23 protein-coding genes and 1 riboswitch are annotated in these 24,658 nt (G+C 72.1%); of the genes, 6 read left to right on the forward strand and 17 right to left on the reverse strand.

Annotated features, from left to right (window positions below; translation table 11 throughout):
• Positions 1-20: 20 nt before the first annotated feature.
• The 4 genes from HEP81_RS10820 to HEP81_RS10835 all read right to left on the reverse strand — a co-directional run bounded on the left by HEP81_RS10820 (position 21) and on the right by HEP81_RS10835 (position 3,555).
• Positions 21-935, reverse strand: coding sequence for a hypothetical protein (locus HEP81_RS10820; RefSeq protein WP_037654157.1), 915 nt, complete (start codon positions 933-935; stop codon positions 21-23).
• Between the two features lie 13 nt (positions 936-948).
• Positions 949-1,245 (reverse strand): DUF4193 domain-containing protein, encoded by a 297-nt coding sequence (locus tag HEP81_RS10825; RefSeq protein WP_037654155.1) that lies wholly within the window; start codon positions 1,243-1,245, stop codon positions 949-951.
• A 402-nt stretch (positions 1,246-1,647) separates the two neighbouring features.
• Positions 1,648-2,895 (reverse strand): sensor histidine kinase, encoded by a 1,248-nt coding sequence (locus tag HEP81_RS10830; protein ID WP_037654154.1) that lies wholly within the window; start codon positions 2,893-2,895, stop codon positions 1,648-1,650.
• Positions 2,896-2,901: 6 nt separating this feature from the next.
• The gene (locus tag HEP81_RS10835) at positions 2,902-3,555 is read right to left on the reverse strand and encodes a response regulator transcription factor (RefSeq protein ID WP_007387794.1); all 654 of its coding nucleotides are present in this window, start codon (positions 3,553-3,555) and stop codon (positions 2,902-2,904) included.
• Between the two features lie 413 nt (positions 3,556-3,968).
• Here HEP81_RS10835 and HEP81_RS10840 point away from each other — a divergent pair, with 413 nt between their 5' ends.
• On the forward strand, positions 3,969-4,142 hold the full coding sequence (locus HEP81_RS10840; protein ID WP_164932606.1) for a hypothetical protein: 174 nt from the start codon (positions 3,969-3,971) through the stop codon (positions 4,140-4,142).
• Positions 4,143-4,253: 111 nt separating this feature from the next.
• On the opposite strand, the gene HEP81_RS10845 is transcribed toward HEP81_RS10840, so the two are convergent.
• Together HEP81_RS10845 and HEP81_RS10850 are read right to left on the reverse strand one after the other, a co-directional pair.
• Positions 4,254-5,069 (reverse strand): inositol monophosphatase family protein, encoded by an 816-nt coding sequence (locus HEP81_RS10845; RefSeq protein ID WP_037654151.1) that lies wholly within the window; start codon positions 5,067-5,069, stop codon positions 4,254-4,256.
• A gap of 8 nt (positions 5,070-5,077) precedes the next feature.
• On the reverse strand, positions 5,078-6,205 hold the full coding sequence (locus HEP81_RS10850; protein WP_037654150.1) for a ferrochelatase: 1,128 nt from the start codon (positions 6,203-6,205) through the stop codon (positions 5,078-5,080).
• Positions 6,206-6,378: 173 nt separating this feature from the next.
• On the opposite strand from HEP81_RS10850, the gene HEP81_RS10855 reads away from it, so the two are divergent.
• A complete protein-coding gene (locus HEP81_RS10855) occupies positions 6,379-7,632 on the forward strand; it encodes an MFS transporter (RefSeq protein ID WP_037654149.1) in 1,254 nt (417 codons plus the stop codon).
• Positions 7,580-8,911 carry a D-arabinono-1,4-lactone oxidase gene (locus HEP81_RS10860; protein WP_037654148.1) on the forward strand — a complete coding sequence of 444 codons (1,332 nt, stop codon included), beginning with the start codon at positions 7,580-7,582 and terminating at the stop codon, positions 8,909-8,911. Before HEP81_RS10855 ends, HEP81_RS10860 begins: the two co-directional genes overlap by 53 nt.
• Here the strand turns inward: HEP81_RS10860 and HEP81_RS10865 are convergent.
• Entirely contained in the window at positions 8,835-9,614 is a 780-nt protein-coding gene (locus tag HEP81_RS10865; RefSeq protein ID WP_037654147.1) for a hypothetical protein, read from the reverse strand. The genes HEP81_RS10860 and HEP81_RS10865 overlap by 77 nt on opposite strands.
• Positions 9,615-10,094: 480 nt before the next feature.
• Between HEP81_RS10865 and sepH the strand changes: the two genes are divergently transcribed.
• Entirely contained in the window at positions 10,095-11,138 is a 1,044-nt protein-coding gene (sepH, locus tag HEP81_RS10870) for a septation protein SepH (RefSeq protein WP_037654365.1), read from the forward strand.
• 68 nt (positions 11,139-11,206) lie between these two features.
• On the opposite strand, the gene HEP81_RS10875 is transcribed toward sepH, so the two are convergent.
• On the reverse strand, positions 11,207-12,058 hold the full coding sequence (locus HEP81_RS10875; RefSeq protein WP_037654146.1) for a sulfurtransferase: 852 nt from the start codon (positions 12,056-12,058) through the stop codon (positions 11,207-11,209).
• Between the two features lie 334 nt (positions 12,059-12,392).
• Here HEP81_RS10875 and HEP81_RS10880 point away from each other — a divergent pair, with 334 nt between their 5' ends.
• On the forward strand, positions 12,393-13,184 hold the full coding sequence (locus HEP81_RS10880) for a VOC family protein (RefSeq protein ID WP_037654145.1): 792 nt from the start codon (positions 12,393-12,395) through the stop codon (positions 13,182-13,184).
• Between the two features lie 44 nt (positions 13,185-13,228).
• Here the strand turns inward: HEP81_RS10880 and HEP81_RS10885 are convergent, their stop codons facing one another.
• The 5 genes from HEP81_RS10885 to HEP81_RS10905 are packed head-to-tail and all read right to left on the reverse strand — an operon-like array spanning position 13,229 to position 19,072.
• Positions 13,229-13,879: a thymidine kinase gene (locus HEP81_RS10885; RefSeq protein WP_037654144.1), complete on the reverse strand. Its 651-nt coding sequence runs from the start codon at positions 13,877-13,879 to the stop codon at positions 13,229-13,231.
• A 53-nt stretch (positions 13,880-13,932) separates the two neighbouring features.
• Positions 13,933-15,123 (reverse strand): alkaline phosphatase family protein, encoded by a 1,191-nt coding sequence (locus HEP81_RS10890; protein ID WP_037654143.1) that lies wholly within the window; start codon positions 15,121-15,123, stop codon positions 13,933-13,935.
• On the reverse strand, positions 15,123-15,719 hold the full coding sequence (locus tag HEP81_RS10895) for a DUF5998 family protein (protein WP_037654142.1): 597 nt from the start codon (positions 15,717-15,719) through the stop codon (positions 15,123-15,125). The genes HEP81_RS10890 and HEP81_RS10895 overlap by 1 nt, the downstream gene beginning before the upstream one ends.
• Position 15,720: 1 nt before the next feature.
• Positions 15,721-16,173, reverse strand: coding sequence for a hypothetical protein (locus HEP81_RS10900; protein WP_051850074.1), 453 nt, complete (start codon positions 16,171-16,173; stop codon positions 15,721-15,723).
• A gap of 10 nt (positions 16,174-16,183) precedes the next feature.
• On the reverse strand, positions 16,184-19,072 hold the full coding sequence (locus HEP81_RS10905; protein WP_172636840.1) for a bifunctional acetate--CoA ligase family protein/GNAT family N-acetyltransferase: 2,889 nt from the start codon (positions 19,070-19,072) through the stop codon (positions 16,184-16,186).
• 145 nt (positions 19,073-19,217) lie between these two features.
• Between HEP81_RS10905 and HEP81_RS10910 the strand changes: the two genes are divergently transcribed.
• Positions 19,218-19,499 (forward strand): HPr family phosphocarrier protein, encoded by a 282-nt coding sequence (locus HEP81_RS10910; RefSeq protein ID WP_037654141.1) that lies wholly within the window; start codon positions 19,218-19,220, stop codon positions 19,497-19,499.
• A gap of 214 nt (positions 19,500-19,713) precedes the next feature.
• On the opposite strand, the gene HEP81_RS10915 is transcribed toward HEP81_RS10910, so the two are convergent.
• The 4 genes from HEP81_RS10915 to HEP81_RS10930 all read right to left on the reverse strand — a co-directional run bounded on the left by HEP81_RS10915 (position 19,714) and on the right by HEP81_RS10930 (position 24,524).
• Positions 19,714-20,400: a GntR family transcriptional regulator gene (locus HEP81_RS10915; protein ID WP_037654140.1), complete on the reverse strand. Its 687-nt coding sequence runs from the start codon at positions 20,398-20,400 to the stop codon at positions 19,714-19,716.
• Positions 20,401-20,599: 199 nt separating this feature from the next.
• Positions 20,600-21,343, reverse strand: coding sequence for a M23 family metallopeptidase (locus HEP81_RS10920; RefSeq protein ID WP_037654139.1), 744 nt, complete (start codon positions 21,341-21,343; stop codon positions 20,600-20,602).
• Between the two features lie 13 nt (positions 21,344-21,356).
• A riboswitch (cyclic di-AMP (ydaO/yuaA leader) is annotated at positions 21,357-21,515 on the reverse strand.
• Positions 21,516-21,741: 226 nt separating this feature from the next.
• Positions 21,742-23,112, reverse strand: coding sequence for a M16 family metallopeptidase (locus HEP81_RS10925; protein WP_037654360.1), 1,371 nt, complete (start codon positions 23,110-23,112; stop codon positions 21,742-21,744).
• A 17-nt stretch (positions 23,113-23,129) separates the two neighbouring features.
• Entirely contained in the window at positions 23,130-24,524 is a 1,395-nt protein-coding gene (locus HEP81_RS10930) for a M16 family metallopeptidase (RefSeq protein WP_037654137.1), read from the reverse strand.
• Between the last annotated feature and the right edge of the window lie 134 nt (positions 24,525-24,658).

A 24,658-nucleotide genomic window follows, 5' to 3' on the forward strand; every position in this document is an offset into this window, starting at 1 on the left:
CCAGGGGGTCTCGGGGTGGGTCAGAGTTCCTTGTGAAGACCGCGCACTCTCAGGGGCTTCGCAGGCTGTTCCAGGGGCGGCAGCTGCTCCAGCTCCTCCCAGGGCACCTGGATCTTGCGCAGATCGGCGCGGACGCGGGCCGCGAGTCTTCTGGTGTCCCGGCGGTTCAGGACCGCTCCGACCGCGGCTCCCACCATGAAGGGCATCAGTGTGGGCATGTCCCGCACCATCCGCTTCATGATCTGCTGGCGCAGTTCGCGCTTCATGCGGCCGCCGAGGGCCGCGTCGTACGTCGACGGCTTCATCACGTCGATACCGCGCTCCCCCGACCAGGCGGACAGGTACGCGGTGCTGCGGACCTTGAGGTTGCCGGGCGGCCGGTGGCCGTAGACCTCGTGCAGTTCCGCGATGAGTTTCAGTTCGACCGCCGCGACCCCGGTGATCTCCGTGGCCAGTTCGGTCGGCAGGGCGGGCGGTACGGGCAGCATCGCCGCCGCGCCGACCCCGGCCCCGATGGTCGAGGTCCCGGCCGCGGCGCCCGCCACCAGCTTGTCGGCGAGTTCCTCGGGTCCGAGACCGGGGAACTGCCTGCGCAGGGTCGCGAGGTCGCGTACGGGCACTCGCGGGGCGATGTCGATGACACGGTCCGCGAGGTACGCCAGGCCCGCCCGAGCGCGGTCACCGCTCCTGCGGGCGCCTTCCCGGGCGATGACCCGGGCTTTGCCACCGATGACCCGTGCCTGCCGCCTGGCGATGGGCACGGGTCGTCGCTTCGGCACCGGATGGTCGGTCCGGTCCGCCGTCGGTTCGAGCGAGGCCCCCGTGTCCGGGGAGCCACGCTCGTCGTCACGCGCGCCGAGTGGGCCGTCGGGCGGCCCTTGGTCCGCTTTCCGCAGGGAGAAGCGGCGCTTCCGGGGAGGGGTCGAGCCAGTCATGGCCGACCCGTCCTCAGTCGCAGTCGCGGCAGATCGGCTGACCGTTCTTCTCGCGGGCCAGCTGGCTGCGGTGGTGGACCAGGAAGCAGCTCATGCAGGTGAACTCGTCCTGCTGCTTCGGCAGCACCCGGACGGCCAGTTCCTCGTTCGAGAGGTCTGCTCCGGGCAGTTCCAGGCCCTCGGCGGCCTCGAACTCGTCGACGTCCACCGCGGAGGTGGTCTTGTCGTTCCGCCGGGCCTTCAGCTCTTCCAAGCTGTCCGAGTCGACGTCATCGTCTGTCTTGCGTGGAGTGTCGTAGTCGGTTGCCATATCGCTCTCCCCCTCTGGGTGTCTGCGGTGTCTCCAGCGCACGTAACGCGTGAGAGGCCGGACTTGTGCCCGACCTGAGGCGGAGATTTTGCCTCACATCAAGGGCTGTTACTCAATCGACACCCAACCCGATCCCTCAAGAGTGATCGGCTTGGATGGCGGTGAGGACCGTACACGCTTCGAATACCGCACCTCAAAGGCGCCTCATCGTGTACTTCCCGTGATCAAGAGCCCTGAAAACCAGGACTTTTCAGGCTTTCTGCCCTCTGTCATGATCACTGACCGTACATGGCCGGAAATCCGCCCATGTGATCGATCACACAAACAGAAGCCCATTCAGCCCCTGAAAAATTCCGCGTAAAGCGAACATCTCCCGCGTGTGTCGACGGAATGGGCCATGGATCACAGCGGAAGTGTCACACGCATCACGAGGCCACCGCCCTCGCGGGGTCGCGCCGCGATGTGCCCGCCGTGGGCCCTGGCCACGGACCGCACGATGGACAGGCCGAGGCCGACGCCCTTGTCGCTGCCCGTGCGCTCGGTGCGCAGCCGTCTGAAGGGCTCGAAGAGGTTGTCGATCTCGTACGCCGGCACCACCGGACCGGTGTTCGAGACGGTGAGCACCGCCTGGCCGTGCTGGACCTCGGTATCCACCTCGACCCAGCCCCCCTCGGCCACGTTGTACCGCACGGCGTTCTGTACGAGGTTCAGCGCGATGCGCTCCAGGAGCACGCCGTTTCCCTGCACCACGGCCGGTGCGCGCTCGCCGCGGATCTCCACGCCCTTGGCCTCCGCCTCGGAGCGGACCTGGTCGATGGCCTGACCGGCCACCTCGGCCAGGTCGACCGGTTTGCGCTCCACGATCTGGTTGTCGCTGCGGGCGAGCAGCAGCAGGCCCTCGACCAGCTGCTCACTGCGCTCATTGGTGGCCAGCAGCGTCTTGCCGAGCTGCTGGAGCTCCACCGGCGCGCCCGGGTCGGAGAGATGGACCTCCAGGAGCGTGCGGTTGATCGCCAGCGGGGTGCGCAGTTCGTGCGAGGCGTTGCCGACGAAGCGCTGCTGGGCGGTGAAGGCCCGCTGGAGGCGCTCCAGCATCTCGTCGAAGGTGTCCGCCAGCTCCTTGAGCTCGTCGTCCGGGCCGTCCAGCTCGATCCGGCGGGACAGGTCGGAGCCGGCCACCGCGCGGGCGGTGCGGGTGATGCGGCCGAGCGGGGACAGCACCCGGCCGGCCATCGCGTAACCGAACGCGAAGGCGATCACGGCGAGACCCAGCAGGGCCAGCAGCGAGCGGCTGAGCAGGTTGTCCAGGGCGGCCTGGCGCTGGTGGTCCACGCACTGGCTGATCGTGTTGTTGAAGTCGGCCAGCGGCAGGCTGGTGGTGTTGATCGCGGGGCAGTTGTCGCTGGAGACCTTCAGCTCCTGGAAGCTGACGATCTTGAACAGCGGCTGGTTGCCGGTGCTGATGGCCTGCGCGGCGAGCAGGTAGATGATCGACAGCAGCAGGATGCCGGCGATCAGGAACATGCCGCCGTACAGCAGCGTGAGCCGTATCCGGATCGTGGGCCGCAGCCAGGGAAAGGGCGGCTCCGGGCGCCGGGGGTCCCAGGTGGGCTTCGGGGGCGCCTGCGGGGGCGCGGGGGTGGAGGCCATGGTCGATCAGATCCGGTAACCGGAGCCGGGCACGGTGACGATCACGGGGGGCTCGCCGAGTTTGCGGCGCAGGGTCATGACCGTCACCCGGACCACGTTGGTGAACGGGTCGGTGTTCTCGTCCCAGGCCTTCTCCAGCAGCTGTTCCGCCGAGACGACCGCGCCCTCGCTGCGCATCAGCACCTCCAGGACCGCGAACTCCTTGGGCGCGAGCTGGACCTCCTTGCCGTCACGGAAGACCTCGCGGCGGTTGGGGTCCAGCTTGATCCCTGCGCGCTCCAGGACCGGCGGCAGGGGGACGCTGGTGCGGCGGCCGAGGGCGCGCACGCGGGCGATCAGCTCGCTGAACGCGAACGGCTTGGGAAGATAGTCGTCGGCACCGATCTCCAGGCCCTCGACACGGTCGCTGACGTCTCCGGAGGCGGTGAGCATCAGCACTCTGGTGGGCATGCCCAGCTCGACGATCCTGCGGCAGACGTCGTCGCCGTGCACGAGCGGGAGGTCGCGGTCGAGGACGACCACGTCGTAGTCGTTGACGCCGATGCGTTCCAACGCGGCCGCACCGTCGTACACGACGTCGACGGCCATGGCCTCCCGGCGCAGTCCGGTGGCCACCGCATCGGCGAGCAACTGCTCGTCCTCGACGACGAGTACGCGCACGTCCCTTGTCCTTCCTGTGTCCACCCGCGCAGCGCTCCGAGGCGCCGGCGCGGGCAGGGGTGTTCGTGGAGTGTGACCTCCATCCTGCCCTTTTCGGCCATAAGTCGGCTGTAAGCGGGGTCCGGGCGCAGGATCGGGCGCCCTGGGCGGGAATACGAGAATTTCTGTACCGGTGAGGTTTCCCGGATCGGGAGCGGGGGGAGGACGGGTTTACACCCCGCGATCACGCTCTGCATGTGCCGCAGCACCATGCGGTACCTCGCGATCCGCTTGTGCAGGGCGGGCGCGGGTGTCCGGCACCGTAGCCGCGCCCGGCCGGGCGCGCCGGGCACCTGCGGCAGACGTGATCGTCCTTTCCCACCCGGCACACCCCCGTGCCACCGACCCACCGACCCTGGACGAGGGGGCGCAGCATGGACGCTTTCACCGCAGGACTTCTCCAGCGCATAAAGACGACCGAGTCCGACCTGTCGCGGGCCCGCGACGAGGGCGACGACTTCCTCGTGGAAGTGGAGCAGGCAGAGCTGGACGACCTGCGCCGCCTCGCCGCCGAACACGGTGTGGAGGTCGGCGCGACCCGCGTCTGATCCACCGAGCGCACCGGCGCGGCACCGGCACGCGAAGGGACCCCGGCGAATCCAGCGCCGGGGTCCCTTCGCGTCATCCGGGGGACAAACCCTCCGGGTCGTCCGGGGCCGTCAGTCGTGCCAGGCCCCGAAGTCCTCCAGCAGCCCCTGGAGGGGCTCGAAGACGCCCGGGGTCCCCGCCAGCGTCAGCTCCCGTGAGGGGCCCTGTGCGGGCCGTCCACCGGTCAGGGCGCCCGCCTCCCGGGCGATGAGGTCCCCCGCAGCGTAGTCCCACGGGTTCAGCCCGCGCTCGTAGTAGCCGTCGAGCCGGCCGCAGGCCACGTCGCACAGGTCGATGGCCGCGGAGCCGCCCCGCCGGATGTCCCTGACCAGCGGGATGAGCCGGGCGGCCACCTCGGCCTGGTGGGCGCGCACCTCGGTGACGTAGTTGAAGCCGGTGGAGACCAGCGCCTGGTCCAGCGGGGGCGCGGGGCGGCAGGCGAGCGCCCGTTCGCCCTCCCACGCGCCGGTGATCCAGGCGCCGCCGCCGCGTACCGCGTGGTATGTCTCGCCGCGCATCGGGGCCGCGACGACCCCGGCGACGGTCTCGCCGTCCTGCTCGGCGGCGATGGACACCGCCCAGGTGGGCAGGCCGTAGAGGTAGTTCACGGTGCCGTCGAGCGGGTCGATCACCCAGCGCACTCCGCTGGTGCCGGCGGCGGAGGCGCCCTCCTCGCCGAGGAAGCCGTCGTCGGGGCGCTGTCCGGCGATCAGATCGGTGATCAGTTTCTCGGCCGCGATGTCCATCTCGGTGACGACGTCGATCGGGCTGGACTTGGTCCGCGCCACGGCGAGATCGGCCGGTCGGCCGTCCCGCAGCAGCTCGCCGGCGCGGCGGGCGGCATCCTGGGCCAGCCGCAGCAGGTCCCGGTGCAGGGCCTCGGTCACGGGTCTCCTCACGCGTAGGGGCTGTCGGCGCCCGCGGCGGCCGGACGGGGCGCCCGGGACGGGCAGCAGCCGACGGGGCATACGTGGTGGCTCGCACCCAGGGTGCCCAGGGCGCAGGGGATGATGTCCTGGCCGCGCTCGGTGGCGGCGCGCTCCAGGATCAGTTCGCGCACGGCGGCCGCGAACCGGGGGTCGGCGCCCACGGTGGCCGAGCGGCGCACCGGCAGGCCCAGTTCCCCGGCCTTCGCGGTGGCCTCGGTGTCAAGGTCGTACAGGACCTCCATGTGGTCGGACACGAAGCCGATGGGGGCCATGACGACCGCGGGGACACCGGCCGCGTGCCGCTCCTCCAGGTGGTCGCAGATGTCGGGCTCCAGCCACGGGATGTGCGGGGCGCCGGAGCGGGACTGGTAGACGAGGCGCCAGGGGTGGTCCACTCCGGTGCGCTCGCGCACGGCGTCGGCGATCAGCTGGGCCACGTCCAGGTGCTCCTCGACGTAGGCGCCGCCCTCGCCGTGGGCCGCCACGGGGCCGGAGGTGTCGGCGGCGGCCGTGGGGATGGAGTGGGTGCTGAAGGCGATGTGGGCGCCGTCGCGGACGTCCTCGGGGAGGTCGGCGAGGGAGCGCAGCACGCCGTCGACCATCGGTTCGACGAAGCCGGGGTGGTTGAAGTAGTGCCGCAGCTTGTCGATCTTCGGCAGCTCCAGGCCCTCGGCCTCCAGGGCGGCCAGCGCGTCGGCGAGGTTCTCGCGGTACTGGCGGCAGCCCGAGTAGGAGGCGTAGGCGCTGGTGGCGAGGACCAGGATGCGGCGGCGGCCGTCGGCGACCATCTCGCGCAGGGTGTCGGTCAGGTATGGCGCCCAGTTGCGGTTGCCCCAGTAGACCGGCAGGTCCAGGCCGTGCTCGGCGAAGTCCTCGCGCAGGGCCTTCAAAAGGGCGCGGTTCTGGCCGTTGATGGGGCTGACCCCGCCGAACTGGAAGTAGTGCTTCCCGACTTCCTTCAGGCGTTCCTTCGGGATGCCGCGCCCGCGCGTGACGTTCTCCAGGAACGGGACCACGTCGTCGGGGCCCTCGGGGCCGCCGAAGGAGAGCAGCAGCAGGGCGTCGTAGGGAGTTGCATCGAGCGCGTCTGGCATGTCTCGATCCTGCCACCCGGTACCGACACCCCGGCAACCGCGGGGTGAAGAGTCGAGATCCAGTGGGTTTATACCGAAATTTCCCCAGCCGAAATCGAGTGCACTTAGGGTTCCCTAACTCGTAAGCTGTATCCACCGCATTCGCGCCTTACCGGAATCGCCTCGGAGACCACGTGCCCAGCCCCTACAGAGCCCTCTTCGACGTGCCCGGCACCAAGGCCTTCTCGGCCGCGGGGCTCCTCGGCCGGATGCCGCTGTCCATGATGGGCATCGGCGTGGTCACGATGATCTCCCAGCTCACCGGGCGTTACGGGCTCGCGGGTGCGCTGTCGGCCACCATCGCGCTGTCCGCCGCGGTGCTCGGACCGCAGGTCTCCCGGCTGGTGGACCGGCACGGACAGAGCCGGGTGCTGCGGCCCGCGACCCTGGTGGCCCTCGTCGCGGCCACCGGGCTGCTGCTGGCCGCGCACTTCCGGGGGCCGGACTGGGTGCTGTTCGCCTGCGCCGCCGGGATCGGCGCGGTGCCGAGCCTGGGCGCGATGATCCGGGCCCGCTGGGCCGCCCTGTACCGGGGCACGCCCAAGCTGCACACCGCCTACTCGTTCGAGTCGGTCATGGACGAGATCTGCTTCGTCTTCGGGCCGATCATCTCCATCGGCCTGTGCACGGTCTGGTTCCCGGAGGCGGGCCCGCTGCTCGCCGCCGTCTTTCTGGCGGCCGGGGTCTGCTGGCTGACCGCCCTGCGCGCCACCGAGCCCGCGCCGCACCCCCGCGAGCGGCACGGCGGGGGCGGCAGCGCGCTGCGCTCGCCGGGGCTCCAGGTGCTGGTGGCGACCTTCGTGGCGACCGGCGCGATCTTCGGCTCGGTGGACGTCGTCACGGTCGCCTTCGCCGACGAGCGCGGCCACAAGGGCGCCGCGAGCGTGGTGCTCGCCCTGTACGCGGCCGGCTCGTGCGCGGCGGGCGCGGTCTTCGGGCTGCTGCGCCTGGCCGGGGCGGCGGAGCGCCGCTGGCTGCTGGGCGTGGCCGCCATGGCCGTGAGTATGATCCCCCTCCTACTGGTCGGAAACCTGCCGCTTCTGGCCGTGGCGCTGTTCGTTGCGGGGCTGTCCATCGCACCGACGATGATCACGACGATGTCCCTCATCGAAGAGCACGTACCTCGCGCGCAGCTCACCGAGGGCATGACCTGGGTGAGCACCGGCCTCGCGGTCGGCGTGGCGCTCGGTTCCTCGCTGGCCGGTTCGGTGATCGACGCCGCCGGGGCGCGTGCCGGGTACGGGGTCCCGGTGCTCTCCGGGGCCGTCGCGGTCGTGGTCGGTTTCCTCGGGTACCGCCGGCTGCGCAGGCCGGCCGCGGGTCGGGGAGGAACCGTTGAGCAGCACAGCGAGCGGGAAGACGAGCGGCGCGAACAGCACATGGCGTAACTGGGGCGGGAACGTCGCGGCCCGGCCCGTCCGGCAGGTCGCCCCGGTCTCGGTGGAGGAGCTGGCCGAGGCCGTGCGCCGGGCGCGGGAGGACGGGCTGCCGGTGAAGGCCGTCGGCACCGGGCACTCCTTCACCTCGATCGCCGCCACCGACGGCGTATTGATACGCCCTCAACTCTTGACGGGCATACGCAACATTGACCGGGACTCCATGACGGTCACGGTCGAGGCGGGCACCCCGCTCAAGCGACTCAATGCGGCACTGGCGCGCGAGGGTCTGTCGCTCACCAACATGGGCGACATCATGGAGCAGACGGTCTCCGGGGCCACCAGCACCGGCACCCATGGCACGGGCCGTGACTCCGCCTCCATCGCCGCGCAGATCAAGGGCCTCGAACTCGTCACGGCGGACGGCTCGGTGCTCAGCTGCTCCGCGACCGAGAACCCCGAGGTCTTCGCCGCCGCCCGCCTCGGGCTCGGCGCGCTCGGCATCGTCACCGCGATCACCTTCGCCGTGGAACCGCTGTTCCTGCTGACCGCGCGCGAGGAGCCGATGCCCCTCGACCGGGTCCTCGCCGAGTTCGATCAACTCTGGGCGGAGAACGAGCACTTCGAGTTCTACTGGTTCCCGCACACCGGGAACACCAACACCAAGCGCAACAACCGCAGCGCGGGCCCCGAGCAGCCCGTCGGGCAGCTGGCCGGGTGGTTCGAGGACGAGTTCCTCTCCAACGGCCTCTTCCAGGTGACCCAGTGGGTCGGCCGGGCCGCGCCCGCGAGCATCCCGGGGATCGCGAAGATCTCCAGCAGGGTGCTGTCCGCGCGGACGTACACCGACATCCCTTACAAGGTCTTCACCTCGCCGCGCCGGGTGCGCTTCGTGGAGATGGAGTACGCCGTTCCGCGCGCGGCCCTGGTGGAGACGCTGCGCGAGCTGAAGGCGATGGTCGAGCGCTCCGGGCTGCGCATCAGCTTCCCGGTGGAGGTGCGCACCGCCCCGGCCGACGACATCACCCTGTCCACCGCCTCGGGCCGGGACAGCGCCTACATCGCCGTCCATATGTACCGGGGCACGCCGTACCAGTCGTACTTCACCGCCGCCGAGCGGATCTTCACCGCGCACGAGGGGCGGCCGCACTGGGGGAAGGTGCACACCCGGGACGCGGAGTACTTCGCGCGGGTGTATCCGCGGTTCGCTGAGTTCACGGCGTTGCGGGATAGCCTCGACCCGGACCGGCTGTTCCGGAACGACTACTTGCGGAGGGTGCTGGGGCCGTAGGCGCCCCGGTGGAACCGCTCGGCGCGGGGGCCGGTGTGGCCCGGTCCCCGTCGGCCCGCCCGTCCGGCGAGGCGCTCGGGGAGGGCGTCGCGGAGTCCGCCGTACCGCCCTCGGAGCCGGGACCCGGGCTGGAGTCCGTGCCCGAGCCGGAGCCCGACCCCGTGTCCTGGGTGGCGCCGCCGTCCGACGAGGTGCCGTCACCCGGGGAGACATGCGAGGGAAGCTGACCGGGGTCATCCGTTCGGTGGACGGTGGATTTCCGGCCGCCGACCGCGTCGCCGACCGTCGTACCGGAGCCGCCGCTGAAACTGCTGCCGGACACCAGTTCGTACGTCGTGATGCCGCCCATGGTCACCCCGAACACGAGAGCGGCCGCGACCACCGGCCGCCGCCAGCTCTTGACCCGCGCGCGGTAGACGGTGCCCGCGGAGAACTCGCCCTCGGCGGGCGGACCCGGCACCAGGGATGCCTCGGCCGGTGTCTTGGCCACCCGCAACTGCTCCCCGGTGCGCCGGAAGAAGTGCTGGAAGAGAGTGCCGCCGCAGGTGGCGATCACGCTGACGACACCGGCGCCGAGGATCGTGCCGTACACGCCGAAGGAGGAGGCCAGCTTCGCCGCGATGACCGCCGCCAGGGCGCTGCCCGCCACCTGCGGGACGTTCAGGTCGATCCGCTTCCGCTCCGCGTCGGGTGTTTCACGCATACCCGGAACTTGCCTGCCTTTCCCGTACTTGATCGACATCGAGGTACTGACCGCACGAGATAGGGACGTATGCGCGAAACCATTAGTTCCGTTTCTGGGGATTGCGTGAACTTCGCCACGTTCATGATCCACAAATCCGGTTGCGCACGGCTCGGACGCGCTCCTTGCCGGAAGTTGGGCGGCGCGCCAATCCACGTACGTGGCCCGAATGGAGTACTGTTGCGAGCCCTGGGTCCGGCCTCCCACCAGGGTGTCCGCGGCCACCAAGGACCGCCGGGAGGGGGCTAGTTGCACAGGGTGACGGACTTTGTCACTTAGCGTGGCGAACTGGTAACCGTGCCATAACGGCGTTCCAGGGCCCGTGCCCGACACGCCGGGCAACTCGGCAAGGTTGTGGCAGGCTGCACCCGGGCAGGCCACACTCGACTAGCGGAAGCAGCGACGCACGTGACGTCGGCAGGCACCACCCGGGAGGTCCCCATGCCCGAACTGCGTGTCGTGGCCGTCTCGAATGACGGCACACGGCTGGTGCTGAAAGCTGCCGACGCAACGGAGTACACGCTTCCGATCGACGAGCGGCTGCGCGCCGCCGTGCGCGGCGACCGGCCACGCCTCGGCCAGATCGAGATCGAGGTCGAGAGCCATCTGCGCCCCCGTGACATCCAGGCGCGGATACGAGCCGGTGCCACGGCGGAAGAGGTCGCACAGCTCGCGGGCATCCCCGTCGACCGGGTACGGCGCTTCGAGGGTCCGGTGCTGGCCGAACGCGCCTTCATGGCCGAGCGTGCCCGCAAGACCCCGGTCCGCCGCCCCGGTGAGAACTCGGGGCCGCTGCTCGGCGAGGCCGTCCAGGAACGGCTGTTGCTGCGGGGCGCCGAGAAGGACACCGTGCAGTGGGACTCCTGGCGCCGCGACGACGGCACCTGGGAGGTGCTGCTCGTCTACCGGGTCGCCGGTGAACCGCACTCGGCGAGCTGGACGTACGACCCGCCCCGGCGGCTGGTCCAGGCCGTGGACGACGAGGCGCGCTCGCTGATCGGCGAGTCCGACGATCTCGCCGTACCGGAGCCGAGCTTCCCGTTCGTCCCGCGCATCGCCCGGCTGCCGCGCGAGCGTTCGATGGACCGTGCCCTCGACCGGCAGACCGAGCGGGAGCGGCCGAGCCTGCCCGCGCAGTCGTCCGAGCCCGCCGAGGAGACCACCGGCGAACGGGACTCGCTGACCAGCCTGTTGGAGGCGGTGCCCTCCTTCCGCGGCGACCTGGTGGTGCCCGAGCGCACCCCGGAGACCCCGGACGAGCCCGACGAGGAAGCCGCCGTGGAGGAGCCGCCGGCGCCCGCCGCCTCGGCCGGCTCGGCCTACGCGGACGTCCTCATGCCCCGCTCGGTCGGCAGTCACCGCGACCGGCTGACCGGCGCCACCGACCGCCAGGCCGAGGCCGACGGGGTCCGCCCCGGCCGCCGTGCCGCCGTGCCGAGCTGGGACGAGATCGTGTTCGGCACCCGGCGCAAGAAGCAGGAGTAGATCGTCGTACGACGCCAAGAGGGGCGTAACACACAGGTGTTCCGCCCCTCTTGGCGCTGCCGTGGCCGCTACTGCGGGTCGGCGCCCACCGCCACCGGGCGGGACGGGTCCGCGGACCACTCCGACCACGAACCGACGTACAGGGCCGCCGGGATGCCCGCCACCGCGAGCGCCAGCACCTCATGGGCGCCGGACACGCCCGAGCCGCAGTAGACGCCCACCGGCGCGTCCGAGGAGACGCCGAGGGCCTTGAAGCGGTCCTTCAGCTCGACCGCGGGCAGGAACCGTCCGTCGGGGCCCACGTTCTCCGTCGTCGGCGCCGAGACCGCGCCGGGGATGTGCCCGCCGACCCGGTCCACGGGCTCCACCTCGCCCCGGTACCGCTCCCCCGCGCGAGCGTCCAGCAGCACACCCGTACGGGCCAGTTCGGCGGCCCCGTCCGCGTCCAGCAGGCCCGCCGCGTCCGGCGCGGGCACGAAGTCGCCCCCGTCCGGGACGGACGCCCCGGTGGCCAACTCCCCCGTCCAGGACGGCAACCCGCCGTCGAGGACCCGCACGTCCGGGTGACCCGTCCAGCGCAGCATCCACCACGCGCGGGCGGCGGCCCAGCCCTGGCCGCCGTCGTACACGACGACCGGACGGCTCGCCGACACGCCCGCGCGGCGCATGGCGGCGCCGAACTCCGCGAGGTCCGGCAGCGGATGGCGGCCCTGCCCACCCGGGGCCCCGGCCAACTCCCGGTCCAGGTCGACGAAGGCCGCGCCGGGGATGTGCCCGGCCGCGTACTCGGCCCGGCCGTCGAAGGGCGGGGCGCCCGCCGCCTTCGCCAGGCTCAACTGCCAGCGCACGTCCAGCAGGACCGGCGGCGCCTCGCCGGCGAGCGCCTCGGCGAGTTCGGGTGCGGTGATGATGACTGTCATGGCGCCATGCATACGCCAGGGGTGGCCGCGGCGTCCAGGTCCGGCTACTCTGCTCGGCCGGGCAGGCTCGATCACGAACCGTAGGGGATCGGGCACATGCCGTACACCCGACCGACATCAGCCGGACCTCGTCAGGAAGCGGCGAAAGACGTCAGCCCAGGCATTCTTCCGGAAGACACCGCCGGACCGGCGGCGCGGCGACACGACTGGGCCGCGCGACCGTGGAGGATGCGGACACACCGGTACGGGCGTACGCGCCGGCGCGTGCACACACCTGCCGGAGGAGCGGAAGCGACACGGCCACCGCACAAGGCGGCCGGGGAGAGAGTGATCGATGACCGAGGCACGGGAGTCGGCCGGTCCGCAGGCGCTGCGGGCGCCCGGCACACCCTGCTGGGTGAGTCTGATGGCGCACCGGCTCACCGCCACCGAGGAGTTCTACGGGGAGCTGTTCGGCTGGGAGTTCCGGCCGGGCCCGCAGCAGCTCGGCCCGTATGTGCGGGCGTTGCTCGACGGGCGCGAGGTGGCCGGCATGGGCCAGCTGCCGCCGGAGAACCGGCTGCCGATCGCCTGGACGCCCTATCTCGCCTCGGACGACGTGGACCGCACGGCGGAGGCGGTACGGCTGTGCGGCGGCACGGTGGCGGTCGGCCCGCTGGACGCGGCCGAGGCCGGGCGGCTGGCCATCGCGGCGGATCCCTCGGGCGCGGTGTTCGGCATCTGGCAGGCGCCCGCGCATCTGGCCCCGGCGATCACCGGGGTGCCGGGCACGCCCGCGTGGAACGAGCTGATCACGTTTGAGACGGAGAGCGTCGCCAAGTTCTACGCGAGCGTGTTCGGTTATGAGAGGGAGCCGGTGGTGTCCGCCGGGTTCGACTATGTGACCCTGTGCGTCGACGGGCGCCCGGTGGCCGGGGTGCACGGTGTGGGCCATGGGCTGCCCCGGGACCGGGGGCCGTACTGGGCGACGTACTTCGAGGTGGGCGACACCGCGGAGACGCTGCGTCAGGTGACGGGTCTCGGCGGCCGGATCGTGCGCCCGGCCCATGACAGTCCGCACGGGCGGGTGGCCACGGTGGCGGACCCGGAGGGCGCGGTGTTCTCGGTGGTCCAGGATCCACGCTGACGGCTCAATGCCGGCCGCGGGCAGCGGGCGGGCTCCCGGTGGGCTCAGGAGGACGAGACGGGCAGCACGTCCGGGGAGAGGGCCGCCGCGCGGGCCGTCGCGGCGGTCATCCGGCGCCGGTGGTGGCGGCGGCACAGCACCTCGTAACCGATTTCGCCCGCCGCCTGGTTGACGTCCCCGACGACGACCTGGGCGCCCTCGACGACCATCTCGCCGCCGACCGTACGGGCGTTGTGCGTGGCGCGGGCGCCGCACCAGCACAGCGCCTCCACCTGGAGCACCTCGACACGGTCGGCCAGCTCCACGAGCCGCTGGGAGCCGGGGAAGAGCTTGGAGCGGAAGTCGGTGGTGATGCCGAAGGCGAAGACGTCCACGCCGAGGTCGTCCACCACGCGGGCCAGCTGGTCGATCTGCACGGGCGCGAGGAACTGCGCCTCGTCCGCGATCACATAGTCGATCCGGCCGCCCTGCGAGAGGTGGTCCACGACGTACACATAGAGGTCCTGGGCGTCGGCGACCTCCACCGCGTCGGTGACCAGGCCGAGGCGCGAGGACAGCTTGCCCGCGCCCGCGCGGTCGTTACGGGTGAATATCATCCCGGCCAGACCGCGCGCGGAGCGGTTGTGCTCGATCTGTAGAGCCAGCGTCGACTTCCCGCAGTCCATCGTTCCGGAGAAGAACACCAGCTCGGGCATGAGAAGTTGAGCACCTTTCGGCGGAGGGGGCGGAACAGCGGACGGGGCGGCGGTCAGGAGCGTACTTCGAGCAGCGGGACCAGCTGCTCCACGGGAGTCATCGAACCGTGGTTGCCCACCAGCGCGGACTCCTTGGGCTCCCGCTCGGAGGCGATGATCAGGACGTCGTCGGACGCGGCCGCGATCACATCGCCGAGCCGGGCGTACACCCGTTCGTCCACGTGCGGCCCGAACCAGCCGGCCTCGATCGCCTCGTCGCGTGAGGCCACCCAGAACTGCTCGCCGAGCACCTCGCGCCAGCAGGTCAGTACGTCGCTCGCGGCGCCCGGCACCGCGTACACATGGCGGGCCCGGCCCTCGCCGCCGAGCAGGGCGACCCCGGCGCTCAGTTCCCAGTCCGTGTCGAAGTCGAAGCGGTGCTCCTCGTCGAACGGCACGTCGATCATGCCGTGGTCGGCGGTGACATAGAGCGCGCTGCGCGGGGGCAGTTGCTCGGCGAGGCGCTGGGCGAGCCGGTCGACGTACATCAGCTGGCCGCGCCAGGTGTCGGAGGCGACGCCGTAGCGGTGGCCCGCGCCGTCGAGTTCGGCGTAGTACGTGTACACCAGCGAGCGGTCCCCGGCGGCCAGTTGCGCGGCCGCGAGGTCCATCCGCTCCTCACCGGACAGCCTGCCGTGGAAGCTGCCGCCGCTGAGCGCGACCTTGGTGAGCGGGGTGTGCTGAAACGTGGGCGAGGAGACCTGCGCGGCGTGCACCCCGGCGTCATGGGCCAGCTGGAAGACGGTGGGGTACGGCTGCCAGCGGCGCGGGTCGGTGTACGGCTGCCAGCGGAGCTGGTTCATCAGCGCGCCGGTGGCCGGGTCGCGGACCGTGTAGCCGGGCAGGCCGTGCGCGCCGGGGGGCAGGCCGGTGCCGACGGAGGCGAGGGAGGCCGCGGTGGTCGCCGGGTAGCCCGCGGTGAGCGGCCGCCCGGTGCCGCCGCGCGAGCTGCCGAGCAGCGAGTTGAGGAAGGGCGCCTCGTCCGGGTGGGCGCGCAGCTGCTCCCAGCCGAGGCCGTCGACCAGGAAGACACAGGCGCGGTCGACCGGGGCCAGCTCGGTGATCCCGGCGGTCATGCCGGGCACGCCCATGCCGGCGGCGAGCGTGGGGAGCAGGTCGGCGAGGGAGCCGGTGCCGTACTCGGGCAGCGGGGCGGTGGCCAGGGCGAGGGGCTCCGGGTGGTCCCAGGCGGAGAGCTGGGACATCAGTGGTCGAGGTCCGCGGTCGCCTCGGAGAGGGCCTGCGCGAAGGTGAGCGCCTCGCGCACCGTCTCGGGGCCGTCCCCGGCCTCGCTGACGCGCAGGCTGAGGTCGTCCGCCGTGGAGTTGCCCGTGTAGCCGTGGTCGGCGTCGCAGTTGGGGTCACCGCAGGCGGCGGGCTCCAGGTCGATACGGCTGACCGCGCCCCAGCCGATGGTGAGCACGACCTCGCGGGGCAGGGTGCCCGGGGTGTACTGCTCGGGGTTGGCGACCACCCGGCTGACCACCACGGACGAGATCCGGCCGAGCTTCACCGACTCGGTGGAGGTGGTGGCGTACGGCGTCGGGGAGGTGCTGTCGGCGGCCTGCTCGTCGGTGTGGCTGACGATGAAGCGCTGGCCGGTGAGGACCAGGACGGTCACATGGCGGCGCACCTCGTTCTGGTCGAACGTGGTCTCCTGGTGGACCAGGTACGACCGGATGGGCTCGCCGCCCACGGCAGCCTCCACCGCCTCGGCCACGAGGGCCGGGTAGTAGCCGCTGCGCTCGATCGCCGCTCGCAGCCCCTGGGTCGTCGTACTGGTCTTGGCCATGGCGTCCATCCTAGTCCGTGGACAGGGGCACTCCGGGCCAACGGGGCGGGCCGCCGGCGGTGGCTCCGGGCGCGTCAGGGGCGCCGGAACCGGGCGTCCGCGGGTCCGGCGGCCGCGTGTTCCTCGGGACCTGCCCGTGTCTGATCTCCACCCGCTCGGCGGCGATCAGACAGGACACGGGTTCAGATCCACCGGCGTCCGCCTCGAACGCGACCAGGACGGGCGGCCGCTCCCCGAGGCTTTGGGCCAGGCGCTCGGCCTCCTCGGCGGCCGGCGCGCGGAAGACCGGGTCCTGGAAGGCGGGCGGGCAGGACACCAGGGCGGGTGCGACGAAGACCACTTCCAGGGCGTGGTGGTGCGTGAGGTCGTGATCGGCGGCCAGCCGCAGTGCCCCCGCGTCCCAGCCGGTCACCTCCCAATCCCACCAGCTGCCCTCGGGGAGCCGCTGCCCGGCGATCTCCATCGGGCGCCGCTCAGTAGGCCGGCATGGTGCGCGGGCCGTGGTCGTCGCGGGCGGGCGGGGGCGCGAGGCGGACGGTGGCGCCGAGGACGTTCGCGCCGTGCGGGGCCACGACGACGGGCTCCAGGGTGACGGCGACCACCTCGGGGTGGTCGTCGACCAGACGGGATACCCGCAGCAGCAGTTCCTCCAGGGCGGGGGTGTCGACGGGGGTGGAGCCGCGCCAGCCGAACAGCAGGGGCGCGGTGCGGATCGCGCGCACCAGGGAGGTCGCCTCCCGGTCGGTGACCGGGATCAGCCGGTGCGCCGTGTCGTCCAGCAGCTGGGAGGCCGCGCCGGCGAGACCGAAGGACAGCACGGCTCCGGCCGCCGGGTCGATCACGGTCCGTACGACGGTGTCGACGCCCCGGGGTGCCATCCCCTGCACCACCGGGCGCAGCTCCTCCGGCTTGCCGAACAGCTCGCTCAACTCCGTGTACGCCCGGCGCAGTTGCTCCTCGTCCGCCAGGTCGAGGCGGACGCCGCCCAGGTCGGCGCGGTGCCGCAGGTGCGGGGCGGTCGCCTTCAGGGCCACCGGGTAGCCCAGGGTGCGGGCGGCCGCCACGGCGTCGTCGGGGGTGGGCGCGGGGAGCGCGCGGCGCACCCGGATGCCGTACTTCGCGAGCAGCTCGCAGGTCTGCGCGTCCGAGATCGTGAGCCCCTCCCCGCGCTCCAGCAGCTCCCCGATCAGCCGCGCGGCCCCCTTCTCGTCGATGTCCTCGTACTCCGGCACCCTTCCGGGCTCGGCCGCCTCCCGCCGCCACTGCCCGTACCGCACCGCTTCGGCGAGCGCGCGTACGGCACGTTCGGCGGCGGGGTAGGCGGGGATGAGGCGGGGGGCTTCCGAGGCAGGCGCCCGGTCCGCCGCCGCGGTGGGCGGACGTTCCGCAGGGCGGAGCGGGTGGGCACCGTCACCGGCGCCGCCACCAGCGCCGGGCGTCTTTTCGGGGCCGGGTGCCCTCTCGGCACCGGCTGCCCGCACCGCGGCCGGTGCCGTACTCGCCGCCGCCGACAACGCCTCAGCCAGCCCGCCCAACTCCACATGCACCACCAGCACCGGCTTGCCCGGTACCCCTGCGGCTGCCGACCGCAGGGCCTCGGCCAGCTCCGCGTCCCCCGGTGACGCCTCGCCGATCGCGGGTATCGCCGTCACCACGACGGAGTCGTTCGTGTCGTCGGCCAGCGCGGCGCTCAGCGCCCGGTGGAAGTCCTCCGGCGTGGCACCGGTCGTCAGATCGAGCGGGCGCGCCGGCCGCAGCCCCTCGGCCAGGCACCGGTCGTACGTCAGCACGCCCAGCGACTCGGAGTTCCCGAGGATCGCCACCCGGGGTCCGGCGGGCAGCGGCTGCCGGGCGAGCAGCAGCCCGGCGTCGACCAGTTCCGTGATGGTGTCGACCCGGATCACCCCGGCCTGGCGCAGCAGCGCGGAGACGGTCGCGTGCGGCAGCCGCGTGGCGCGCACCGCGTGTCCCTGCGGGGCCGTGCCGGTGCCCTGCACCACGACCAGCGGCTTGGCCGCCGCCGTCCGCCGGGCGAGCCGGGTGAACTTGCGCGGGTTGCCGATGGTCTCCAGGTACATGAGGACGACGTCGGTGTCCGGGTCCTCGTACCAGTACTGGAGGACATCGTTGCCGGACACGTCCGCCCGGTTGCCCGCGGAGACGAACGTGGAGACGCCGGTGGTCCCGGTGACCCCGCCGCCGCGCCGGTGCAGCCGGGACAGCAGCGCGATGCCGATGGCGCCGGACTGGGCGAACATGCCGATGCGGCCGGGGCGCGGCATCTCGGGGGCGAGGGAGGCGTTCAGCCGTACGTCCGCGGCGGTGTTGATGACGCCGAACGCGTTGGGCCCGATGATCCGCATGCCGTAGGCGCGCGCCTTCTGCACCAGCGCCCGCTGCCGCTCCTTGCCCTCGGGGCCGCTCTCGGCGTACCCGGCGCTGAGCACGACGAGCCCCTGGACGCCGTGTTCCCCGCACTCGGCGACCACCGCGGGCACGTACTCGGCCGGTACGGCGACGACGGCGAGGTCCACCGGTCCTTCGACGTCCCGCACACAGCGGTACGCGGCCACCCCGTCGACCTCGGTCAGGTCCTCGGGGAACGCCTTGTTCACGGCGTACAGCGGGCCCTCGTACCCGGCGTCGCGGATGTTGGCGAGGACGCTGCGGCCGACCCCGCCGGGCGCGCGGCCGACGCCGATGACAGCGACGGAGCCGGGCGCGAGCAGCCGCTGCACCGAGCGTGCCTCGGCGCGCTGCTCGCGCGCGTACTGCACGGCGAGGGCGCGGTCCGTGGGTTCGAGATCCAGTTCCAGGCGTACGACGCCGTCCTCGAAGCTGCGCTTCTGGGTGTACCCGGCGTCCGTGAACACCTTGATCATCTTGTTGTTGGCGGGCAGTACCTCGGCGGCGAAGCGGCGGATGCCCCGCTCCCGGGCGACGGCCGCGATGTGCTCGAGGAGGGCGGAGGCGACTCCCCTGCCCTGGTGGGCGTCCTGTACCAAGAAGGCGACTTCCGCCTCGTCGGCGGGTCCGGACGCGGGCGCGCCGCCGGCCCCGATGCGGTCGTAGCGCACGGTCGCGATGAACTCGCCGCCCACGGTGGCCGCGAGGCCCACCCGGTCCACGAAGTCGTGGTGCGTGAAGCGGTGGACGTCCTTGGCGGAGAGCCGGGGGTAAGGGGCAAAGAAACGGTAGTACTTGGACTCGTCCGAGACCTGCTCGTAGAAGTGGACCAGGCGGTCGGCGTCGTCGACGGTGATGGGCCGGATGCGGGCGGTCCCTCCGTCCCGCAGCACCACGTCCGCCTCCCAGTGCGCGGGATACTCGTACCGGCTCCGCGGTTCCGCCGAGGTTCGCATGGGCCCCAGCGTACGGCTCGCGTACGACAACGGCGCGGGGCACTCTGTGGAGCACGGCGGAGGGGGTGCGCAGCCCCTCTTCTGGCACGCTTCACGATATGGAACACTGGTCTAGACAACCCTGAACAGTGAAGGGCAGCAACACATGGCTGAGCGCCGCGTCAACGTCGGCTGGGCCGAGGGTCTTCACGCCCGCCCCGCCTCCATCTTCGTCCGGGCCGCCACGGCCGCAGGCATCCCGGTGACGATCTGCAAGGCCGGTGGCACCCCGGTCAACGCGGCCTCCATGCTGGGCGTTCTGGGCCTGGGCGCCCAGGGCGGCGAGGAGATCGTGCTCGCCTCCGATGCCGAGGGCGCGGACGCCGCCCTGGACCGGCTGGCCAAGCTGGTCGCCGAGGGCCTGGAAGAGCTGCCCGAGACGGTCTGAGCGGGATCCGGGTCCGTCCGCGCGGACCCGGGACGATCCGAGCGGGATATCGAGAAGCCGCGCCATCCTCAGTGGGTGGCGCGGCTTCCGCGTTTTCGGCGCGCCACCGTATTGGTCGCGGCCGGCATTCACCGTGACCCGTTCACGGGAATTCAGGGCATCCGGAAATACACGGCCGTCGAATATCCCGCCCACTTTGTATACGGCACCGGTGTTAATTCCCCGCACCGGACATGTTTACGACATGTTGCGAAGTCCGCGTGCGCGGCGCGGCCCCGGGGACGCGCAGCCGGTGCGCCGCCGTCGCCCGCTCGGTGTGCAGCGCGGTCACCGCGCGGGCGCGCTCGCCGTCGCCGCGGGCCACCGCGTCCACGATCGCGCCGTGCTCCGCCCAGGTCCCGACCACGTCGGGCGGGGTGTCCACCGTGTACATCCAGGCGATCTTGTGGCGCAGCTGGACGAGTGCCGAGGTCAGCGAGGGGCTGCCGCAGGACTGGGCCAGCGTCTCGTGGAACCAGCCGTCCAGGGCGCGGAGATCCTCGCTGCCGCCCCGCCTGGCGCGCTCCTGGCCCAGCCGGACCAGTCCGCGCAGCACCTTCAGATGGGCCTCGGTACGGCGCCGGGCGGCGCGCGCGGCACCGAGCGGCTCCAGCAGCAGGCGCATCTCCAGCAGGTCGGCGGCCTCCTGCTCGGTCGGCTCGGCCACGCACGCGCCCGCGTGCCGGCGGGTCACCACGAAGCCCTCCGCCTCCAAGGTGCGCAGGGCCTCGCGCACGGGGACGCGGGAGACGCCGTAGCGGCGGGCGAGCACCTCCTCGGTGAGGCGGCCGCCGCGTTCGAGGGCGCCGGCGACGATGTCGTCCCGGATCGCCGTGCACACCGATTGCGCCGGAATACGCATGACCGACCTCCGCCTTAATACCCGCGACACGACACCGACGACGGACGCGTTTTTCCGTGACTCTATTCCACCGCGCCGTAATTTCCGATGGCGGGCCCCGAACCATGGATATTTTTTGGACAGGATCCGGCGAGAACCGCCGGGGAATGGCGAAAGCCCCGGCCGGGTGGGCCAGGGCTTTCGATGCCGTGCGGGTCGGTCAGACGTTCACGCCGTGGCCGCGGAGGTAGGCGAGGGGGTCGACGTCGGAGCCGTAGTCGGGGCCGCTGCGCGCCTCGAAGTGCAGATGCGGGCCGGTGGCATTGCCGGTCGCGCCGGACAGGCCGATCTGCTGGCCCGCGGTGACCTGCTGGCCCACCGTGACACCGATGGACGACAGATGGCCGTACTGGGTGTACATGCCGTCGGCCATGCGGAGCACGATCTGGTTGCCGTACGCCCCGCCCCAGCCGGTGGAGACGACGGTGCCGACGCCGACCGCATGCACGGGGGTGCCGGTCATGGCGTGGAAGTCGATGCCGGTGTGGGAGCCGGAGGACCACAGAGAGCTGCTGGCCTTGTAACCGGTGGACACGTAGGAGTGCGCGATCGGCGCCACGAAGGCGTTCAGCCGCTTGCGCTCGGCCTCGCGGGCGGCGCGGGCCTTGGCCGCACGGGCCTCCTTGGCGCGCACCGCGGCGGCCTTCTCGGCCGCCTCGTGCTCGGCGATCCGCTGCTGGGCGACGGCCTGGGCGTCGATGTGCTCGGCGAGGTCGTCGCTGGCGGTGAGCACCGGGGTGAGGCCGGTCTGCTCGACGGTGTGCTCGGCGGCGAGCGCCGGGGACGCGGCGAGGGTGCCGATGACACCGGTGGTCGTCAGGGCCGCGACGCCGGCCGCCTGGGCGGTGGCGCGCTTGACCCGGCCGGGCTTGCGGTGCTTCCCGGTGGCGCATATGAACGCCATGCGTGTGGCTGTTCCTTTCCTTCCCTCTCGCCTACCGGGTTAGCTGACGGGTTCGGAGCAGGAAGGTCTCCTACGGGCCCCGCGCTCGCGCACGGACGCCCGATTCACCCCAGGGACATGTGGGTCCCCGGCTCCCCTGACTCGCGTCTCGGGGACTCGGCGATGGCTGTCCGGTGCCGCGGCTGCGGCGCACTGCCCGACGGACAACCCGGACGACGCTAAGCGGACCGGCTCTCAATCCTCAAACAGAACGCGGCTTTTGTAGCGCATCCCACAGGGCAGACGGGCAACCTCCGCCTCAATTCGGACATCTTGTGGAGAGAGTGGAACAAAGTGGGGCCCTGACGGCCCGTGGGCCGTCAGGGCCCCACCCGTAAGGGGGCCGTCCGGGTGCGCGGTTACTCGGCCGCCACCACGGTGACCTCGCCGATGCCCAGCGCCTCCACCGGCGCCTTGATCTCCGAGGCGTCACCCACGAGAACCGTCACCAGACGGTCCACCGGGAAGGCGTTGACGGCCGCCGCGGTGGCCTCCACGGTGCCCGTCGCGGCCAACTGCCGGTAGAGCGTCGCCTGGAAGTCGTCGGGCAGATGCTGCTCCACCTGGTCGGCGAGCGTGCCCGCGACGGCCGCCGCGGTCTCGTACTTCAGCGGCGCGACCCCGACCAGGTTCTGTACGGCGACGTCCCGCTCGGCGTCGGTCAGGCCCTCCGCCGCGAGGGTGCGCAGCACCTTCCACAGGTCGTCGAGCGCGGGGCCGGTGTTGGGCGTGTCCACGGAGCCGCTGATGGCCAGCATGGAGGCGCCGTTGCCGTCGGGTCCGGAGCGGAGCACCTGACCGAACGCGCGCACACCGTAGGTGTAGCCCTTCTCCTCGCGCAGGACGCGGTCCAGGCGGGAGGTCAGGGTGCCGCCGAGGCAGTAGGTGCCGAGTACCTGGGCGGGCCACACCCGGTCGTGCCGGTCCGAGCCGACCCGGCCGATGAGCAGCTGCGTCTGGACGGCGCCGGGCCGGTCCACGATGACGACACGCCCGGTGTCGTCGGCCGTGACCGCGGGCACGGGGCGGGGTTCGCCCGGGGTGCCGGCCCAGGCGCCCAGGGTCTCGCCGAGCAGCGCGTCCAGGTCGATGCCGGTGAGGTCGCCGACCACGACCGCGGTGGCGGTGGCGGGGCGCACGTGGCGGTCGTAGAAGGCGCGTACGGCGGCCGCGTCGATCTTCTCGACGGTCTCCTCGGTGCCCTGGCGCGGCCGGGACATGCGCGAAGTCGCCGGGAACAGCTCCTTGGAGAGCTCCTTGGCGGCGCGGCGGGCCGGGCTGGCCAGCTCATGCGGGATCTCGTCCAGGCGGTTGCGGACCAGCCGCTCGATCTCGCTCTCGGCGAAGGCGGGGGCCCGCAGCGCGTCGGCGACGAGGCCGAGACCCTTGGCCAGGCGCGAGGCGGGGACCTCCAGGCTGATCCGGACGCCGGGGTGGTCCGCGTGGGCGTCCAGGGTGGCGCCCGCGCGCTCCAGCTCGGCGGCGAACTCCTCGGCGGAGTGCTTGTCGGTGCCCTCGGAGAAGGCGCGCGCCATGATGGTCGCGACGCCGTCCAGGCCGGTCGGCTCGGCGTCCAGGGGGGCGTCCAGGAGCACCTCGACGGCGACGACCTGCTGGCCGGGACGGTGGCAGCGCAGCACGGTCAGGCCGTTGTCGAGCGCGCCGCGCTCGGGGGCCGGGAAGGCCCACGGCTTCGCCTCACCGGCCTGCGGCTGCGGGTGGAAGTCCATGGTGGCGAGCTGCTCGGTCACTTGGCCGTCTCCTCGTTCTCGTTTCCGGCCTCTACGGTGGCCTCCGACTCCGGGTCCTCCGGCACATCGGCGTCCTCGACGGCCTGCGGGGACTTCGGTTCGTAGACCAGGACGGCGCGGTTGTCGGGGCGCAGCCGGGCCTTGGCGACCTCCCGGACCTCCTCGGGGGTGACCTCCAGGATGCGCTGCACGGCGTTCAGGGCGAGCTGCGGGTCGCCGAACAGGACGGCGTAGCGGCACAGTTCGTCGGCGCGGCCCGCGACGGTGCCGAGCCGGTCCAGCCACTCGCGCTCCAACTGGGCCTGGGCGCGCTCCATCTCCTCCGCGGTGGGGCCCTCCTCGGCGAACCGGGCCAGCTCCTCGTCGATGGCGGTCTCGATGACCGGCACCTCGACATCGCCGGAGGTCTTCACGTCCAGCCAGCCCATGGAGGGCGCCCCGGCCAGCCGCAGCAGCCCGAAGCCGGCCGCGACGGCCGTACGGTCGCGCCGCACCAGCCGGTTGTACAGCCGCGAGGACTCGCCGCCGCCGAGGACGGTCAGGGCGAGGTCGGCCGCGTCGCAGTCGCGCGTGCCGTCCTGCGGCAGCCGGTAGGCGGCCATCAGGGCGCGCGCCGGGACCTCCTCGACGACGACCTCGCGCAGCTGCTCGCCGATGACCTCCGGCAGGGAGCCGTCGCGGGGCGCGGACTTGCCGTCATGGCCCGGGATGGAGCCGAAGTACTTCTCGATCCAGGCGAGGGTCTGCTCGGGGTCGATGTCGCCGACCACGGAGAGCACCGCGTTGTTCGGCGCGTAATAGGTGCGGAAGAACTGGCGGGCGTCCTCCAGGGTGGCCGCGTCCAGGTCCGCCATCGAGCCGATCGGCGTGTGGTGGTAGGGGTGGCCCTCGGGGTACGACAGGGCGGTCAGCTTCTCGAACGCGGTGCCGTAGGGGACGTTGTCGTAGCGCTGGCGGCGCTCGTTCTTGACGACGTCGCGCTGGTTCTCCATGGACTCGTCGTCCAGCGCGGTCAGCAGCGAGCCCATGCGGTCGGCCTCAAGCCAGAGCGCGAGCTCCAGCTGGTGGGCGGGCATGGTCTCGAAGTAGTTGGTGCGCTCGAAGCTGGTGGTGCCGTTGAGCGAGCCGCCGGCGCCCTGCACCAGTTCGAAGTGGCCGTTGCCCTTGACCTGCCCGGAACCCTGGAACATCAGGTGCTCGAAGAGGTGGGCCAGGCCGGTGCGCCCCTCGACCTCGTGGCGGGAGCCGACGTCGTACCAGAGGCAGACCGCCGCCACGGGGGTCAGGTGGTCCTCGGAGAGCACCACGCGCAGACCGTTGGCCAGGCGATGCTCGGTCGCTGTCAGGCCCCCGGAGCCTGCCTGGGCTGTGGTCGTGTGACCCATGGGCATGTACGTCCCTTCGCGAGCGGAGGCGGTTGTGAAAACCGCGTTCTTCCTGCCGTTCCTGCCACTGTATGCAAAGCGTGCGAGGCCCCGGCGAAGTTCCCGCGGCACGTACGCCGACAGCGGATCGCGTAGCCTGC

This window comes from Streptomyces griseofuscus (assembly GCF_014673495.1).
Taxonomy (GTDB): Bacteria; Actinomycetota; Actinomycetes; order Streptomycetales; family Streptomycetaceae; genus Streptomyces; species Streptomyces murinus.

Coding starts and splice junctions, on each gene's coding strand:
- sepH (WP_037654365.1), top strand. CDS start 10,095: ATGCCCGAACTGCGTGTCGTGGCCGTCTCGAATGACGGCACACGGCTG.
- HEP81_RS10875 (WP_037654146.1), bottom strand. CDS start 12,058: ATGACAGTCATCATCACCGCACCCGAACTCGCCGAGGCGCTCGCCGGC.
- HEP81_RS10915 (WP_037654140.1), bottom strand. CDS start 20,400: ATGCGTATTCCGGCGCAATCGGTGTGCACGGCGATCCGGGACGACATC.
- HEP81_RS10850 (WP_037654150.1), bottom strand. CDS start 6,205: ATGCCAGACGCGCTCGATGCAACTCCCTACGACGCCCTGCTGCTGCTC.
- HEP81_RS10905 (WP_172636840.1), bottom strand. CDS start 19,072: ATGCGAACCTCGGCGGAACCGCGGAGCCGGTACGAGTATCCCGCGCAC.
- HEP81_RS10830 (WP_037654154.1), bottom strand. CDS start 2,895: ATGGCCTCCACCCCCGCGCCCCCGCAGGCGCCCCCGAAGCCCACCTGG.
- HEP81_RS10895 (WP_037654142.1), bottom strand. CDS start 15,719: ATGGACGCCATGGCCAAGACCAGTACGACGACCCAGGGGCTGCGAGCG.
- HEP81_RS10920 (WP_037654139.1), bottom strand. CDS start 21,343: ATGGCGTTCATATGCGCCACCGGGAAGCACCGCAAGCCCGGCCGGGTC.
- HEP81_RS10890 (WP_037654143.1), bottom strand. CDS start 15,123: ATGTCCCAGCTCTCCGCCTGGGACCACCCGGAGCCCCTCGCCCTGGCC.
- HEP81_RS10865 (WP_037654147.1), bottom strand. CDS start 9,614: ATGCGTGAAACACCCGACGCGGAGCGGAAGCGGATCGACCTGAACGTC.
- HEP81_RS10885 (WP_037654144.1), bottom strand. CDS start 13,879: ATGCCCGAGCTGGTGTTCTTCTCCGGAACGATGGACTGCGGGAAGTCG.
- HEP81_RS10820 (WP_037654157.1), bottom strand. CDS start 935: ATGACTGGCTCGACCCCTCCCCGGAAGCGCCGCTTCTCCCTGCGGAAA.
- HEP81_RS10880 (WP_037654145.1), top strand. CDS start 12,393: ATGACCGAGGCACGGGAGTCGGCCGGTCCGCAGGCGCTGCGGGCGCCC.
- HEP81_RS10925 (WP_037654360.1), bottom strand. CDS start 23,112: ATGGACTTCCACCCGCAGCCGCAGGCCGGTGAGGCGAAGCCGTGGGCC.
- HEP81_RS10825 (WP_037654155.1), bottom strand. CDS start 1,245: ATGGCAACCGACTACGACACTCCACGCAAGACAGACGATGACGTCGAC.
- HEP81_RS10900 (WP_051850074.1), bottom strand. CDS start 16,173: ATGGAGATCGCCGGGCAGCGGCTCCCCGAGGGCAGCTGGTGGGATTGG.
- HEP81_RS10910 (WP_037654141.1), top strand. CDS start 19,218: ATGGCTGAGCGCCGCGTCAACGTCGGCTGGGCCGAGGGTCTTCACGCC.
- HEP81_RS10840 (WP_164932606.1), top strand. CDS start 3,969: ATGGACGCTTTCACCGCAGGACTTCTCCAGCGCATAAAGACGACCGAG.
- HEP81_RS10930 (WP_037654137.1), bottom strand. CDS start 24,524: ATGCCCATGGGTCACACGACCACAGCCCAGGCAGGCTCCGGGGGCCTG.